The following is a 16866-nucleotide window of genomic DNA, read 5'->3' as shown; positions in this document are numbered from 1 at the left end:
ATTTGTTTGCAAAACTTATAATGCATTAGTGTAAATAAAACACGTAGCAGTTATTAACTAACTGTATTTCAAGGTACTGCAATCGAAATACTGGTGTTGAATTACAATAAGACATTATAGGTGAGTTAAATTGGTTTTCAAACGTAGAAAAACTAAACGGATTTAGCAAATTATTAAAAAATATATTTTACCCCTTTTTTAGCGACGATTTACGGATAATGAGTTCGGGCTGCAACACCTTTTGAATACTTTCACCGGAGTTATTGCCTCCTTCGCCCATACGTTTAAAAAGTACGTCGATAAGGCTCTCTGAAAGGTTTTTCATTGGTTGCGATACTGCAGTGATGGGGGGATTAAACACTTTAAAAAACGCGTGATCATCAAAACCAATAACAGCCACGTCATCCGGTATTTTTAAGTTTTGCCTGTTTATGGCCTCAAAACCCTGAAGCGCTAAATAATTTGTAGCGAAAAGTATGGCATCGATGTTTTTATTGCGGGCCAAAAAACTACTGATCTGTTGAACTACTTTTTCGGGTTTGGATGTAAATTTGATCTCAAGTAAATGCGGCTGTAATGCTGCTTCGGTGATGGCCATGTTATAACCATTCAATCTTTCCACCATCTGTGTCTGATCAGAAGCAAGGGTAACAAATGCAATCTCCTTAAAACCCTCGCGTAATAGGTGCTCTACTGCAATCTTTGCGCCGGTTAGGTTATCAATAATTACATAGTCTGTTTCCAGTTCGGGGAAATATCTGTCAAACAAAACAAAAGGATGGTTCTGCGTTAACAAAAGTGAAACCTCCCGTTCGATACCCCTTGGTGCGGTAATAATAAATCCATCCACATTCCTGCTTTTGAACATATTGATCAGTTCGATGGTCTTCTTAGGATTATCCTCTGTACTGCAGTAAATTATCTTATACCCTTTTTTATAAGCACGCTCCTCAATGAGCCGGGCAACACTGGAAAAAAAGGCATCAGCGATATCTTCAACTATAAGTCCGATAATTTTAGACTTGCCCGTGCGTAGACTTTGCGCCAGCGCGTTCCGGTTATAATTTTTCTCTTTTACGTAATCCAGCACCTTTGTGGCCAGTTTATCACTGATCCGCATTTCCTTTGCTTTACCATTTATAATGAATGATATTGTGGATTTAGAAATATTTAAATCACGGGCGATATCGTCCATGGAAATTTTCTTATTCATAAATATCCCTCATCTTAATTTTTGCTAATGTAAAGTTATTGAAGCCGGTAAAGATAAATCATTTAAACTTTATGCAGACCTGGGCTATGATTTGATAAAAGTTGAACCGGATAGCCCGCTTAAATAACAGGGTTTAATTTAGCGTATATTTGGATGGATCACATTTATGATGGAGCCTTCAAAGCAACAGAACACCTCATCCAGATAGGGAGAAGCGCATAGTGCATCTTGCCAGCCCTAAATCATTAAGCATTAGTAAAAAAGATTAAATGGTTATATGGATGCACTTAAGCAGTACAATTACGAAGTTGATGAAGACCTGATCATTGAATGCGACCTATCGCCTGATAAAGTAAAGATTTATATAAATCACTTGCTGAAGATCAAGAATCCGCCGGATGCTATTTTTTGTATTAATGACCCATCGGCAATTCAGGCTATTCAAATTATTGAATCAATGGGGATGAAAATTCCGGAAGATATAGCTATTGTTGGTTTTAGCAATGATTTCGCATCAGAGTTAATTGGATTAACAACCGTTGCCCAGCCAGTTAAGGATATAGGCTGTACTGCCGCACAACTCTTATTTGATCAAATTGAAAGTGATAAGAAAAAGGCCATTATTAAACAATTAAAAACCAAACTGATCATTAGGTCTTCAACGGTCAAATCATCAAGCGTTAGTACAAACCAAAATATTGCTGTAATTACCTCTCCTGACCAAGGTAAACGGTAAATATCTGCCAGGATATCTAACATTTTGGTTTTAATCAGGCAGGCGCCGTATAACGCTCGTGAATAAGCTGAAAGATCGCTTTCCGGGAAATGCCGGCATTTTTTTCCTGCTCTTCTATCTTTTCTGTACGCAGGGCCAGTTCTTCATCATGAACCGACCCCCTGAACCACCTGGAAAAATCTTTTTGCCGAAGGTGGTAAAGCCAGGTTTCATCATCAACACCTGTTGCCATTTGTACAAAAGTATTCAGGTTGTTGGCCTTCAGGTTGAGCTTATTTTTGGGGCCTTTAAAATAAAAGCTATCGTACCCCATGTCCCCGGTGGCATACTTACGTTTATGCCGCCGCAAAAGGGTGCCAGGCATGGCGCTTCTCACCAGCAGCGTTTTGTTCTGATCCTTTTGCCACACCAGCACTTCTCCTTTTTGCAGCACGATATTTTCGGGGATATCCACCTTTGTATGAACGACCGCGGCAAATTCAGCCATGGACCGGCTGGGGGCTTCACCCATCATGATAGCGATATCTACTCTCTCCAAAAAAGCGTGACTAATCAGGTCGGGTTTAGTGGTGATGACAAAAAAGTTTTTAAAGTCTTCCGGGAAATTAAAAAAGCTATCTTCAGTTTCCCGTGGTACCAGGTGGTGTGCCTCATCCATAATGATAAAATGAGGATGCCCGGTATTTTTGCGCAGCTCTACTACCGCGGTTAGTAATTTTTTAAAAAAGGCAGGCCGGTCATTCAGTGGAATGGCCAGGGTGCATACGATCGCGTTTTGGGCTGCCTGGGCAAGCAACTTGGTCACTTCCTCTATGATGGGTGGCTGACTGGCATCTCCCATTGTTACAATATCCGGCAGATCGAGGTAATCGCCTTCCGGGTCAATCAGGCAGAACTGGTACTGCTTAGCCATTAATTTTTCCAGGAAAGCTGCTGTGAAAGTGGTTTTACCGGACCCGGAAGTGCCCGCCAACAGCAGGCTGTGGCCGTACGGACTGATGTTAAAGACAGAGCCATCAAAACTTTCCCCTAGTTCCAGGTAATGCCGCGACAATTGCTGATCCAATCCAGCCAGGTCATCTTCAATCATTTGAGCGATCAGTTCTGCTACGCCTTCTCCATGATGATGTTCCGTGGTCCAGTCGGCAGTCGTTTTAACCTGTGGCAACGCATTAGCTACAGCTACGGCACATTCAGCTACCTGCAGCATCGCATTATCATTTTCAGCATCGCCTATCGCTGCTGTATTATGTTCGGATATCGCCAGCTCTTTTAAAGCTTCATGCAGGCCTTTGGCCTTATTAATACCCGGCGGCAAAATCATTACCGCACCCTTATTAAAAATGACCTGGTATTCCAGCCCGGTTTCTTTGATCGTATTCAGTACAGCGGTTTGATGGGGCTCCCAGGTGGCCACAATCACCCGGCCAACCGAAAGTGGCCTGATTTGCTGCGCTTTCAGTTTTTGAATAAAAGCTTGCGGGGGCCGCTCCCCTAATAGGCGTTCCTTTAAAGTAGCCGGCTGGTAGATCAGGGCGCCATTCTCTGCTACAATACGGTCAAACAGGGTATGTTCCGGAAATATGCGTTGCAGGTCTTCTAGTTCCCGGCCGGTAACCAGGATTAGTTTACGGCCGCTAACTTTAAGCCTTTTTAAAGAGACGATCATATCGGGTGAAACCCGCTCATTTTTGGCAAGTGTTCCGTCGTAATCTGTTGCCAGCACATGGTATCGCATAATTTAATATTGTTGGATTATTTTATTTATTTGTCCTGTCCGTTCATCCTGACAATCAAGACACATGATTGCGCTGAAACCCTGCTTTTGAAAGCAACAATCCCTTATTGAGCACCACGAGTATTAATAAAACAAAAGCAAGCAGTTCCAGCAGCGCGGCGCTGGCATGTGAATACTCCCATTGTTGCCTTAGTTGCATCCAGTTTCCGGGTAATACAATCCAGTTGTTGGTAGCAACGTTGATAGGATAAGTGAATATAAAAAAATGACTAAAGTTAATGCTAAACACAGAAATGTACAAAGGGTCATAAAAAACAGGGTAGCGCGCCTGCATACGTAAAATACCAGTATCAAGTGTAAAAATGATAGTGCCGGCCTGCAGAACGCCCAATAGGGCCCATCCACGGTAAATGGCCTGAACTATTTTGTAACCTTGTATGGATAGGGATATTTTATGAGGCATTTCCAGTAAATGCGCCATTCCCGGCCCTAAGGTGAGGCCGGTAAATAAAAGGCTTAAAAAACAGCTGATCTTTGCCATAATCTATTTTTGTATTTAACAATCAAATTCCGTGCTAATAATCAAATTCCAATCGCAAATGGTAGGGCCTTGAACGCTTTTACAGGTAAACAATAAGGAAATCAATTTGGCAAAATGCTTCAATAATAATACCATACAAATTGGTATCCTTATTGCGCTATTAGTTAAAGACCCACGAACCCGGCAGCAATAACCGGAAACGTTTCAAACAATTTGTTATGAAAACGATTCTTGTACTTACCGATTTTTCGGACGCCGCTGCTAACGCAGCCTTATATGCCGCGGCGCTAACCCATCACCTGGAAGTTTCCGGGCTAATTCTTTATCATTCCTATGAACTGAAGCCTCCTGTGCAAACAGCAGTGCCGGTGATGGTGCCGGAAGATGTGGAAAGGTTTCATAAAAAAAGTATAGAAAACCTGACCTTATTGAAAGACAAGCTGCGCTCTTTTACCAATGAGCGGACCATCATAGAGATCGCAACCGATGACCGGCAGCTTATTATGGCTGCGGAGTTAATAGGGGCGCAGCACCAGGCAGGATTATTGGTGATGGGCGTGACCGGGAAGAGCAGGCTGGAGCAGGTACTGATTGGCACTAATACCATCAACATAGCAAAAGAAAGCACTATCCCCGTATTACTGGTACCACAGGAAGCTCGTTTTGAGAAGATACGCAGGATCGCATTTGCCTGTGACCTCAAAAAGGTCTCTCAATCCACTCCGGCAAAAGAGATAAGGTCGCTGATCCATCAGTTGAATGCCAAATTAATGGTTTTAAATGTGGATAAGGAAGACCAGGGACATTTTACACCAGATACCATAGCGGAACAAACGGTGCTCCACCAGCTCTGGGATAAAGAAGATCCCGAATATCATTACATCAATGCGGATAATATAGCTGAAGGTATTGCGAAGTTTGCCCTTGAGCATGATATCCAGATCGTGATTGCGGTGCCTAGGAGGTATGGTTTTTTTGAAAGCCTGTTTCACGCGAGCTTGACTAAAAGGCTGACCTTTGAAATTTTGGTACCCTTGCTACTGATCAAAGAAAAGTCGGAATGAAGTTGGGTGAAACAATCCATACTTAGATAAAAAATATCGAGAGAAAAATTTGAAATAAATAAAGATGTTGAAACCAAATGACGGGTAGTCATGTTTATATCATATCATCAATTGTTTGCTTAAATATATTCATCGTGGCAAAGTATTCAGAAAAGGCCAAGACAAAGTGTAAAAAACAATGCACGAAATGAATGAAGGAAAGCTCAAAAGCAGCAGCGTCAAAAATTCACCTCAAAAAAACAGGCGATTGCCATTGGGTTATCCAAGCCGTAAGGCGGGTGCAAAAGTCCCTAAGAAAAATTCCTGAAACAAGATGATGATACGAGCAGCCGGAAGTTTTTGTGCGGTGCGTAAAAAAAAGGCTTAAAAGACAGTAAATGTAAAACAGCTTCACTATGGAAAATAATAGAGTAAAACGATTGCATGATTTCGGTCAAAGCATCTGGCTGGATTTTATTGACCGAAAGATCATTCAGTCTGGCCGTTTGAAAAAGCTGATTGATGAAGATGGGGTACGGGGTATTACCTCAAACCCGGCTATATTTGAAAAGGCGATCAGCGGCAGCATGGATTATGATGAGCAGATAAAAAAGCTGGCTGCTGAGCAGAAAACCACCGAAGCTATTTTTTACGAGTTGGCGATTACCGATATTCAAAACGCCGCAGACTTGTTTAAGCCCGTTTTTGTGGAAGGTTCGGATGGTTATGTCAGCCTGGAAGTTTCCCCTCACCTGGCGCATGATACCAACAGGACGATACGTCAAGCTGTTGAACTATGGAAAAGGGTTGACCGCCAAAACGTGATGATCAAGATACCTGCAACCGCAGAAGGCCTGCCCGCTATACGTAAAGCGATAAGTGAAGGGGTGAATATCAATATTACCTTGCTTTTTGGCCTGGAGCGATATGAAGAAGTAACTGAAGCCTATTTATCGGGCCTGGAAGACCGGGTAGAAGCAGGCCAGCCCATTGATCACATCGCCTCTGTGGCCAGCTTTTTCCTGAGCCGGATCGACGTATTGATCGATCCAATGCTGGAAGAAAAGGGCCATTCCGACCTAAAAGGAGAAGTAGCAATTGCCTCTGCCAAAAAAGCCTACCAGATCTATAAACGGGTTTTCGGCAGCGAACGCTTTAAAAAGCTGCAGGAGAAGGGCGCCATGCCGCAGCATGTTTTATGGGCAAGTACGGGCACCAAAGATCCATCCTTTCCGGATACCAAATATATAGAGGCTCTGATTGGCCCGGAAACAGTTAATACCATCCCTTTAGAAACATTGGATGCCTACCGGGACCACGGACATCCCGAAAATCGTTTGGAACAGGATCTGGATAAAGCGGCCCAAACATTTGAAAGGCTGAAAAAAACCGGGATCAATATCGATGAGATCACCCAGCAATTAGAGGATGAGGGCATCGAAAAATTTAATAAGCCTTATGACCAGTTATTGCAGGCCATTGAGGAAAAGAAGAATAAATAAGTTAATATAGCGCACTTGTTTTTTATCCATTTTATAAAATCATCTGTTAAATAGTTTCCTTTAATAGTAACAAGGGAATATGGGTATGGAACGCCAGCTTTTTTGTCAGGCTGCGATGGAACAGGCTCTCAAAAAAGCCATACCTTTCAGGTACCGTGATAACCAACTGGATATGATGCTTACCAGCGAATTGCATGATCCCTTTGGCAACATCGTTATGACTGATATAATGATATTCAGGTTCCATGCTGTCCATTTTTTTATGCAAGAGCGTTTCGCCCGTTATCGTATCCGCTTCAAACTGTTCCCCGCCGAAACGACCTACATTTAAAATGAGCAGTTTCGCATCCAGTTTACGCACGGCTGTTTTAATCGCATCCACTGGGGTAGAAATAGAGAGTTTTTTAACATCACAGGCAAATAAGATCCGGCGGATCTTTTCAAATTTTGCTTTTTGCGGCACAATTAATAAGGGTATGGCGCAAACCTTGGCCATAGCAGTGGTATTGCTGCCCACCAATATCTGCTCCAGCTCGCTTTTGCCGGTAATTCCCATCACTACCAAGCCCACAAGTTGCTGCTCAGCAATAGATTTTACACCTCCAATAAATGGTAAGTCATCAGTATAAAGCTCTATTTTAGTTTTTTTGTCCACCAGCTTTTCCAGCTTTTCCTTTAAATTTTCCAGCAGTTCGCTGCTCTTTTGAGGGACATCTACCACCCCAGCCGGAACCTGCGATTTGATATTCATAGCAACGGGGTTAAATTTATAGGAATGATACAAGATCACGGAGGAAACCTCCACCTGATGGGTTAGGCCTGCCGCAAACCGGGCCGCATTAAACGAAGCCTCCGAGAAATCTGTAAGCACCAGTATGTTTTTTATCTGATCAATTTTATCCAGGTGCGCATCAATCAACTTCCCAAGTTCCTGAAATTTCCGGTCGCTGATCTCCCATTTACCGGGATTTTCAATGAGCCAGTAGTCTTTAGTTGAGCGGGTCAGTATAACTGGATTCTGTTCACCGGTGATCCTTTCCACCTGGAACTTCCGGTGAGTTTGATCAAGCGGTGAAATAATAAGACCTATTTCCAGTTGTCCTTGTCCTAACTGGAATTTCATAGTGAAGGTATCCATGTCCTTTATTATTAACGATCCCTTTTCGGATCATATCTTCAAGTAGTGTTTTACTAAAATGCGAGGCCAGTGTTGGGGCATTCATAGACATCAGTTTATATAAAAGCAACAAATTAAAATTCATTTAGTTGCAAAATTTCTTTATACCTGGCGCTGGCTTTATAAAAATTTGAAACTCAAAATCTTTTTTTTCCTGCAAGAACAAGGACTTATAGATCAGCTTTTACAAATCGTCATATAACAGGCGATCAGCTCATAATAATCAATCAGATTGCATGCTAAATTGGGTTTATACTTTACTTATGCAAACCATTCTGCCATCATCAATGTACTATTTATGATTACGACCATAATTTAGCCTGCAAATGAAACTGAAAAGCACAATGAACAGTGATCAGCCGGGCTACTGGCTTACCCGCTTTGTCATCCTTCGTTTGCTGGGCATAATTTATGCTATAGCTTTTCTGGTCGTCATCGATCAGATCGTTCCTTTAATAGGTTCCAATGGGTTGCTTCCGGTCGGAAATTATCTAAATCAGGTGAGTGCCGCGCTGGATTCAAGCGGTGCCGGTTTTGTACGCCTGCCATCTATTTTTTGGTTCTGGCATTCCGATGCTGCGCTATTAATTGTTGCCTGGGCCGGATTGCTACTTTCCTGTGTGGTAGCAGCAGGTTATGCAAATGTACCGCTGCTCACGGTGCTCTGGCTGGCCTATATGTCTTTCGTTCATGCAGGGCAGGACTGGTATGGTTATGGCTGGGAAATTCAACTTAACGAGACCGGTTTCCTGGCTATCTTCCTTTGCCCGCTACTGGATATGCGCCCGTTTCCGAAACATGCACCACCCATAGCCATCATTATTTTATTCCGGTGGCTTATCTTTCGTATCATGCTGGGTGCAGGAATGATCAAGTTTCGCGGGGATGCGACCTGGCGTAATGCGACCGCGCTTTATTACTATTTTGAAACGCAGCCTATTCCCGGGCCTCTGTCCCGTTGGTTCCATTTTTTACCCCACATCTTCCTGAAAATCGGCGTGTGGCTCAATTGGCTGGCCGAGCTTGTTGCACCCTGGTTCATATTGTGGCCCCGGTTGTCGCGTCACATCGCCGGGTCGGTAATTGTTTTATTCCAGTTCTTCATTATCCTTAGCGGCAACCTCTCGTTTTTAAACTGGCTTACTATCCTTCCGGCTTTAGCATGTTTTGATGACAGCTTCTGGTCAAAATTGCTACCGAATATACTCGTCCGTAAAGCGGAAGCTGCTGCAGTTTGTGCCGAAGAATCCAAATCCATGCTGACCACCGCCTGGGTGGTTACCGGTCTGGTGGCATTGCTGAGTATCCAACCTGCTATCAATATGCTATCGCCAGGGCAGGTCATGAACTCATCGTTTAATCCGCTTGATTTGGTTAATACCTATGGCGCGTTTGGCAGCGTTGGACAGGAACGGATGAACGTGATATTTGAAGGGACGATGGATGACACAGTTGGTAATAAAGCAAGGTGGAAACCATATATCTACAAAGGCTTGCCCGTATTGCTGGATAAGCGGCCGCCGCAGATCGCTCCTTATCAGCTTCGCCTGGACTGGCAAATGTGGTTTGCTTCGATGTCGTCTGCCGAGCAATACCCCTGGACGTATAACCTGGTATGGAAGCTGTTGCATAATGACCCGGGTAGCGTTGGGTTGTTTGCTGATAACCCTTTTCCGGGAAAGCCTCCCCGTTATATCCGGGCGGTGCTATATCGTTACCGATTTGCAAAACCGTCTAACCCGAACGGCCTTTACTGGACCCGCGACATGGTGGGCGAATGGCTGCCCGTTCTTTCTGCCAATGACCCGCGCTTAACAAATTTCCTGAGAAGTGAGGGCTGGATACCTTAGTGGGGGTCAATCGCCGTTTGACTTCGCCATTCTACGTGTTATATCGTAAGCTTATACCCCGTTTCGCGCTTACCTTCCGACATAACAAAGAAACTTTCAAAATGTGGCTTACCGGGTAATTTGGCCAGCTTCTTGAGTAAAAAATGGCTGTATTCGTCCATATCTTTAATGACAACCCTGATCAGGAAATCATATGCACCAGACATATGGTAGCATTCCCTAACTTCATCCAGTTTAATAGCCTCCGTCATAAAATTAGTTAAGCTTTCTTCAGTATGCTCAATTAGCTTGGCCTGAACATATCCGATGAGGCCGTAACCGATTTTTTTTCCATCCAAGATCGCTGTGAAATGCTTTATATAGCCGTCCTCGTACATATGCTGAATGCGAACCTGTACGGGCGTTTCGGACAGACCTACCTGGACGCCTATTTTTTTACAGGATATTCGACAGTCATTTTGAAGAGCGTTGAGAATGCCGATATCAAATTTGTCCAGTTTCTTTTTCATTATGATCTTAGTGTAATATGTACAATATAAGTAAATGAAAACATTTGGACCTAAGGTATACAGAAAGCAGTTAAAAAAGCAAACGAAACTAATTAAAGAGGACAAAAAAAGCTGAAAAAAAACAAATGGTTAGTGTATCGGAGTTTAAAATAATCTGCAAAAATGATTTGAAGTCAATTAAAACGGGTGTTTTACCTGAAAAATAAATAATAAACAGGCGAATTATCTGAATATTGAAGCCTGTATAGATAATTATCCTGAAACCTTGAACCTTTGCAGCTAATAATAAATTAGTAACGCCATGTTAAATCACCTTCATAACTTTGGTGCGTGCCCTTGTATTCTGACCGAATCTGTTTATTAAATGACCAAGGATGGCGACTATTCAACCCTTCAAACCGATCAGGCCTAATCCCATTTATGCGGATCAGCTGGTTTTTACCACACCCCAGGCGGAATCTGTGGCCGGGGACTATACCCATAACGGTGGCCTAAAGCCGCTGAAGACCCTGCTGGAAACCGGTGCCCGGTTGCGACCGGAAACACCAGAAGGCCAGGAGATGGCTTACCTGGACATCAAAGAGACGCTTCAAAACCTACTGGGAGAGGACAGGTTATGGCGGGAGGAAACTCCGGGCATTTATGTTTACGAAGTAGAGCATCCAACTTATAGCCAAACCGGTATATGGGCGTTAACTGCCACCGAGGATTATATGGACCTAACGATCAAAGTCCACGAATTAACCTTTGCAGACAGTGTTCGCCGGTTAAAAAATTACCGGGCCAATACCCGGCTGGAGGGCAACCCGGTTTTACTGACCTATCCGCCCGATGAGAAGATCAACAGCATCATCGCCATCAGCAAATCCGTACCGCCCGAAACGGTTTATAGCAACGCCCAGGGCCGGCACCGGTTGTGGAAGATCAGCGACCCGGAAACCCTGCAGAAATTAACACAAGCCTTTGCCCGTTTGCCCGACAGCTACCTGGCCGATGGACATCACCGCCTGGAATCCGCTTGTCTGCTGGCTAAGGAACAAAGGCAGCAAGGCCTGCCATCCTGTGATTATATTTCATCACTTTACCTGGCCAGCGATCAGTTAAGGATAGAAGGTTATCACCGTGTAGTGGTCCCACAGGAGCCCGTCAACCGGGAGCGCCTTTACCGGCGGCTACTGGAAAACTTTCATATCCATGAAAGCACCGGAAATCATCACGTACTGCCCGGGGAAGCAGGCCATCTGGGGATGCAGCTGGACGGGCAATGGTATCATTTACTACCCAAACATCCGAACGATAGCTTCGATGCTGAATTGCTGCAAGAAAAAATACTGGCCCCTGTTTTTGACATTAATGACCCTAAAACAGACAGCCGCCTGAAATGCGCGGGAGGTGAGAAAGCGCTGGAAGAAATGGATGTGATCCTCCGGGCACAGCCCCAGGCCATTGCTTTTACGCTTTGCCCGCTCACCGTGGAACAATTGATAAGTGCAGCGAATGCCCGGCAGATACTGCCGCCAAAATCTACCTGGATCGTCCCAAAAGTACCTTATGGTTTATTGATATACCAACATAATATATGAAGCCAAACAAAATATTGGTGATGAGGCCTGCGGGCAGATCGGCTGACCACGATTTAATCGATCTGGTTCAGCGGAAGATCCACCACCGTGGTTGCCCGGTTATAAAAATCTTTGACCAATCCTCTGATCTTTGTTTTTAGCTGAGTCTGCTCTTTTTTCAGGGATTCGGCCACAGGCGCAGCACCGACCTCCTCACTTGAGAAGAGTTCGATCGCTACCTGCTTGTCGTGCCAGTCTCCTATAGCGGTCTGCACTTGTTCAAGATAGACTTCATTAAAGGCAAGGCTAAGCACCGGTTTAACCAGGGGGTAATTGTAGATCAGCATTTTGATTTGCTTGCGGCAGTCATGTAGCGAAGCCTCTGAGCGCCGAGGTTTAAGGCAAAGGGCGATCTCTTCCAGCTGCTGCTGGTAATACATTGATATGTGGACATTGCTGAACCGGGGAACCGCCTTTTTTAGCCTCCTTCTTGTCTGGCGTACCCTGGCCAGGTGTTTAGCCGATGCCGACCGGAATAGCGCTGCCGACTCTTTCATTAATCGGCGCTGCCCGCGCATAAAGGCCGAAGGCCTTTGCTGATATTCCTTGCTTAGCTCAAGGGTCATATAGGCATTCCTGATCACGCCCCCAGCTTTAAAGATCTTGCGCACCGGTTTCAGTTGTTTTTCCAGCTTGTGGACGTTTTCGCCGCTGTCTGCCAGCACCAGGAAAGCCCGCAGCTTTTTTACCTGCACGCGGAAACGGTGCAACGCTTCCTGTTTGCCTTTTTTGTCAAAAGTCTTTAAATCAGCTTTTAGTTTTGCCCACTCATGTCTGAAATAACTCAATTGATCTTTCTTTTTCATCGCTTAAACACAACAAGGAATGGTTCCTTTGGTTTGTGAGCACCCACACTTCGTTTGGGAGAATATCCTGCAGATACCGAACATGCGCTTATATCGGTTAAAGATCTGCCATTAGCGTTTTACAAGGTTGTTGCCGAAGGTAAATTTAATACGCTTAAAGGTGGATAGTGCCCGAGGTTAGAAAGGAGAAAATAAGCAGCTCGGTAATTAAAACCGCGCTGCTATAATTTGTTCGCAAAGGCCAAAAGATAAGATCATACCGTTATCTGATACCATTTATTTGCAAATGGTATAACAGCGGATAGTACACTTAGCTGATGTTAACCCTTTGATATTGTAAAGGAATTAAAAAGCCTTGCACGGGTGATGTTTTCGTTATCGATTTTATGAATTGATTTTAAATCAAGATTTCTTAATCAAATTTATGGCGGCAAGCGGGCCTTTTGCTTGTTGAAGTTTGCTGCCTGCAGCCAGTGTTCCCAAATCAACTACACTAAATCCGAATGATTCGATAGTTGCTTTTACCTCTGCTTTGGCATCAGGATAATCACCAGAAATGAATATTACCCTGTTTCCGTTTGCTTCCCGTGGGTCAGCTTCCAGTACTTTAAAATAAAGCGTATTAAAGCCTTTTACCAAATGTGCACCGGGGATATGGTCAGCCACTACTTCGCTTGAAGCACGGTCACCTAAATCGGCTACCTGAAAATCAGGAGCAAATGTAACAAAATGATTAGTGGCATCGATAACGATACGGTTAGTCCAATCTGTTAACCCGGTAAGTGTAGATAGTTGTGACCAGGGCATAGCCAGTACAACAATATTAGCTTGTGCAGCTTCGGCAGGTGTCCCAGCAGATGCACCGGCTCCTAAAGCGTCAACGGTTTCCTTTAATTGCGCAGGGTCTTTCCTGCTGCTGATGATAACTTTATGTCCCGCTTTTAAAAGATGTCCGGCTATTGCTTTTGCGATATTACCGGCCCCTATAATTCCAAATGTCTTTTTCATGTTTTTATATTGAATAGCAAAATTAACCAGTATTATCCTGGTCGTAAATGATTTAGAATAAGAAATTGGCTTGATTTAGATCAAGTCGATTATGGTTGGAAAGAGTAAACTAATTACCTTTGCCCATGAGGCTGGCGAATCTTGTTGGAGAATCCGAATGTTGAACCGTCGACGTTTTGATTTTTGGAGGTGAGCCTTATAGGAGATCGCGGAAGCTTATGGAGACTTTTTTGAAGGAAAATATGGAATCATCAATTATAACAAGCGATAAATAACCGAATGCATGTACGAACAGCTAAGAACCTATTTGAATAAAGTCACATCTGCTAATATTTCAGATGAGGAATTTCAATTTTTCAAGGAAGCCTTTAGCGCCAAAAAGCTAAAGAAAAAGCAGTACTTATTACACGAGGGCGCAATATGCCGGTACATGGCATTTATTGCCAAAGGTGCCATGCGCCAATATACAATAGATGATAAGGGTATAGAGCATATAGCCCGCTTTGGGATCGAGGAATGGTGGATGAGCGATAGGGAAAGTTTACTGTCTCTTACGCCTTCCAGGTATAATATCGAAGCTCTTGAGGATTGTCACCTGTTGGTGGCCACCAACGAAAAATTGATATTGCTGAGAGAGCAATCCCCTTTATTTGTCAAACTGGGTCAAACATTAGATGAGAAAAGCTATATCGCTTCACAAAAAAGGATCGATGTTACGATAAGCTATACCGCAGAAGAAAAGGTTATTTACCTGATGGAGAATCACCCGCAGTTCCTGCACCGTTTCCCGCAAAGCATGCTGGCTTCTTACCTGGGGCTTACCCCCGAAACCTTGAGCAGGGTAAGAAAACAGTTGTTACAAAAATGAGCAGGCTTCCTGTTAGCAACTTCTGCTTGATCTAAATCAAGCCGATTTCTTATTTTAAATCATTTAGCTGTGCAGTCTGTAGAATCACCTTTGTATAAAATATCATTTATACAAGTTATGCTAAACAAAGAAAATATCATCCTGGTAACCGGTGCAACCGGAGCACAGGGCGGGGCAGTCGCAAAAGCCTTAATAAAAAATGGAAATACGGTAAGGATTATTGTTCGCGAGTCATCCGGGCGCCCGAATGTGGCCGAAGAACTGGAAAGAGCAGGAGCAGAAATTATTACTGCTGATATGGAAGATCCGGCTTCACTCGAAGTGGCACTAAAGGCTGTCTATGGCGTATTTTCCGTTCAGGGCATGGATGACGGGACCGACTCGGAACGGCGTCAGGCCACCAACCTGCTAACTGCAGCATTTAAGGCAGGCGTTCAACACGTAGTACACGCTTCTGTTAATCAAACAGGTAATCATTTACAGTTCCATAATTTAGATAAATGGAACAAAAAGTACTGGCTGGATAAACAGTTTGGCGAAGATGCCCTTCGCAATGCGGGTTTTAAGTATTGGACGATACTGAGACCTGTATTCTTTATGGATAATTTCATCACACCTAGAGTTGCTTTTATGTTCCCCAATCTGGCAAAAGGAGAGATTGTTACAGCCTGGAAACCAAACGCAAAGCTCCAGCTGATTGCTGTAGACGATACCGGAGCTTTTGCTACTACTGCGTTTAATAACCCTGAAAAATTTAATGAACAAATAATTAACCTGGCCGGTGATGAACTGACTATTGGAGATATTGCCGAAAGTATCACCAATATAACCGGAAAAAACATTCATATCGATTATGTCAGCGAAGCGGAAGCTGTTCAACGAGGCACACATCCCGGTTTTGCCAACGCGCAGGAATGGAATAATGAGGTTGGTTATAATGCAGACATCCAGCAACTGAAAACCTATGGTTTGCCGGTGAAAAACTTCAGTGAATACCTGGAAAAAAACAAAAGCCTCTTGTCATTATAATCATGAGCAACAGTAGTATAGAAGGATGAATTGGTTCGAGAATAACCCATTATCAGCAACAAACGGCATTAGCGTTGCGCTAATGCCGTTTGTTGTTTTTGATCAATTTTCACCCTGCGTTTAATTACTGGAGAATAACCTCAGGCATGCCATTTATTGAACTATTACACTTTCTTAAATTAGGATAATAGCTTTATAGGTTTTAACTATTTCTTCATAGAAATTATCGATTATGATTATAAGCTCTAATATCCTAATTTCATATTCTTCTGAATTGTCAGGCACAAAACAAGTTCAATACATTAAACCTACAAAAATGGAAAACGAATCAAATGACATCAGCAAATGTCCGTTTCTAAACGGCGGTATGAAACACAATGTTGGCGGTGGCGGCACCAGGAACCGCGACTGGTGGCCCAACCAGTTAAAGCTGAATATCCTGCGTCAGCAATCTTCGTTATCAAACCCGATGGGTGAAGGTTTTAATTATACGGAAGCATTTAAAAGCCTTGACCTGGAAGCTGTGAAAAAAGACCTTCACACGCTGATGACCGACTCACAGGACTGGTGGCCTGCAGATTTTGGCCACTATGGCGGGTTGTTTATACGCATGGCCTGGCATAGTGCCGGGACTTACCGTGTAGGGGATGGCCGCGGCGGTGCAGGGGCGGGGCTGCAACGTTTTGCACCACTTAATAGCTGGCCTGACAATGTGAGCCTCGATAAAGCCCGCAGGCTGCTTTGGCCCATCAAACAAAAATATGGCCGTAAAATTTCCTGGGCCGATCTGATGATCCTTGCCGGTAACATAGCACTTGAATCAATGGGTTTTAAAACCTTTGGCTTCGCCGGTGGGCGCGAAGATGTGTGGGAGGCGGATGAGTCTGTGTATTGGGGCGCTGAAACTACGTGGCTGGGTAACGATAAGCGTTATCCGGATGGTTCACCGGGTGTAGAGGGACATGGCGTACTGGTATCCGATGAGGATGCTGATGGCGATATCCACTCCCGCAACCTGGAAAAACCACTTGCTGCTGCACATATGGGTTTAATCTACGTTAATCCTGAGGGCCCTGATGGTAACCCCGACCCTATTATGGCAGCCAGGGACATTCGCGAAACCTTTGGCCGCATGGCCATGAACGATGAGGAAACAGTTGCCCTGATAGCCGGTGGCCACAGCTTTGGCAAAACCCATGGTGCAGCTCCTTCAGACAATGTAGG

General features: G+C 44.0%; 14 protein-coding genes and 1 pseudogene. 8 read left to right on the top strand and 7 right to left on the bottom strand.

Translation table 11 applies throughout. The features are described 5' to 3' along the window. Positions 1–187 precede the first annotated feature (187 nt). A complete protein-coding gene (locus JWQ85_RS14240) occupies positions 188–1213 on the bottom strand; it encodes a LacI family DNA-binding transcriptional regulator (protein ID WP_299469067.1) in 1026 nt (341 codons plus the stop codon). A gap of 271 nt (positions 1214–1484) precedes the next feature. On the opposite strand from JWQ85_RS14240, the pseudogene JWQ85_RS14235 reads away from it, so the two are divergent. Next, positions 1485–1949, top strand: a pseudogene (locus JWQ85_RS14235) (substrate-binding domain-containing protein); the annotation flags it as partial. 34 nt (positions 1950–1983) lie between these two features. Here the strand turns inward: JWQ85_RS14235 and JWQ85_RS14230 are convergent. Beyond that, entirely contained in the window at positions 1984–3687 is a 1704-nt protein-coding gene (locus tag JWQ85_RS14230) for an HAD family hydrolase (RefSeq protein ID WP_299469065.1), read from the bottom strand. A 55-nt stretch (positions 3688–3742) separates the two neighbouring features. Further along, positions 3743–4228 (bottom strand): hypothetical protein, encoded by a 486-nt coding sequence (locus JWQ85_RS14225; RefSeq protein WP_299469063.1) that lies wholly within the window; start codon positions 4226–4228, stop codon positions 3743–3745. 218 nt (positions 4229–4446) lie between these two features. Between JWQ85_RS14225 and JWQ85_RS14220 the strand changes: the two genes are divergently transcribed. Together JWQ85_RS14220 and tal are read left to right on the top strand one after the other, a co-directional pair. Continuing rightward, positions 4447–5292, top strand: a complete 846-nt coding sequence (locus JWQ85_RS14220) for a universal stress protein (protein WP_299469061.1) — start codon at positions 4447–4449, stop codon at positions 5290–5292. Positions 5293–5687: 395 nt separating this feature from the next. Next, on the top strand, positions 5688–6773 hold the full coding sequence (tal, locus tag JWQ85_RS14215; protein WP_299469059.1) for a transaldolase: 1086 nt from the start codon (positions 5688–5690) through the stop codon (positions 6771–6773). Between the two features lie 46 nt (positions 6774–6819). Here tal and JWQ85_RS14210 read toward each other — a convergent pair whose 3' ends face one another. Continuing rightward, entirely contained in the window at positions 6820–7911 is a 1092-nt protein-coding gene (locus JWQ85_RS14210; protein ID WP_299469057.1) for a universal stress protein, read from the bottom strand. A gap of 365 nt (positions 7912–8276) precedes the next feature. Between JWQ85_RS14210 and JWQ85_RS14205 the strand changes: the two genes are divergently transcribed. Further along, positions 8277–9800 carry a lipase maturation factor family protein gene (locus JWQ85_RS14205; protein WP_299469055.1) on the top strand — a complete coding sequence of 508 codons (1524 nt, stop codon included), beginning with the start codon at positions 8277–8279 and terminating at the stop codon, positions 9798–9800. 38 nt (positions 9801–9838) lie between these two features. Here the strand turns inward: JWQ85_RS14205 and JWQ85_RS14200 are convergent, their stop codons facing one another. Continuing rightward, on the bottom strand, positions 9839–10309 hold the full coding sequence (locus tag JWQ85_RS14200) for an Lrp/AsnC family transcriptional regulator (protein WP_299469053.1): 471 nt from the start codon (positions 10307–10309) through the stop codon (positions 9839–9841). A gap of 374 nt (positions 10310–10683) precedes the next feature. Here JWQ85_RS14200 and JWQ85_RS14195 point away from each other — a divergent pair, with 374 nt between their 5' ends. Further along, entirely contained in the window at positions 10684–11892 is a 1209-nt protein-coding gene (locus tag JWQ85_RS14195; RefSeq protein ID WP_299469051.1) for a DUF1015 domain-containing protein, read from the top strand. Between the two features lie 53 nt (positions 11893–11945). Here the strand turns inward: JWQ85_RS14195 and JWQ85_RS14190 are convergent, their stop codons facing one another. Continuing rightward, positions 11946–12737 carry a CHAD domain-containing protein gene (locus tag JWQ85_RS14190; protein WP_299469049.1) on the bottom strand — a complete coding sequence of 264 codons (792 nt, stop codon included), beginning with the start codon at positions 12735–12737 and terminating at the stop codon, positions 11946–11948. Positions 12738–13139: 402 nt separating this feature from the next. Next, positions 13140–13745, bottom strand: a complete 606-nt coding sequence (locus tag JWQ85_RS14185) for an NAD(P)-binding domain-containing protein (protein ID WP_299469047.1) — start codon at positions 13743–13745, stop codon at positions 13140–13142. A 283-nt stretch (positions 13746–14028) separates the two neighbouring features. On the opposite strand from JWQ85_RS14185, the gene JWQ85_RS14180 reads away from it, so the two are divergent. The 3 genes from JWQ85_RS14180 to JWQ85_RS14170 all read left to right on the top strand — a co-directional run. Beyond that, entirely contained in the window at positions 14029–14613 is a 585-nt protein-coding gene (locus tag JWQ85_RS14180) for a Crp/Fnr family transcriptional regulator (RefSeq protein ID WP_299469045.1), read from the top strand. A 117-nt stretch (positions 14614–14730) separates the two neighbouring features. Beyond that, a complete protein-coding gene (locus JWQ85_RS14175; RefSeq protein WP_299469043.1) occupies positions 14731–15642 on the top strand; it encodes an NmrA/HSCARG family protein in 912 nt (303 codons plus the stop codon). 316 nt (positions 15643–15958) lie between these two features. Continuing rightward, positions 15959–16866: peroxidase family protein (locus JWQ85_RS14170; protein WP_367186216.1), on the top strand; the 908-nt coding region annotated here is incomplete at its 3' end.

This window comes from Mucilaginibacter sp. (genome assembly GCF_028288105.1).
Classification (GTDB): Bacteria; Bacteroidota; Bacteroidia; order Sphingobacteriales; family Sphingobacteriaceae; genus Mucilaginibacter.
The sequence above is the reverse complement of the archived record's forward strand: the minus strand, read 5'-3'. Positions and strand labels throughout refer to the sequence as shown.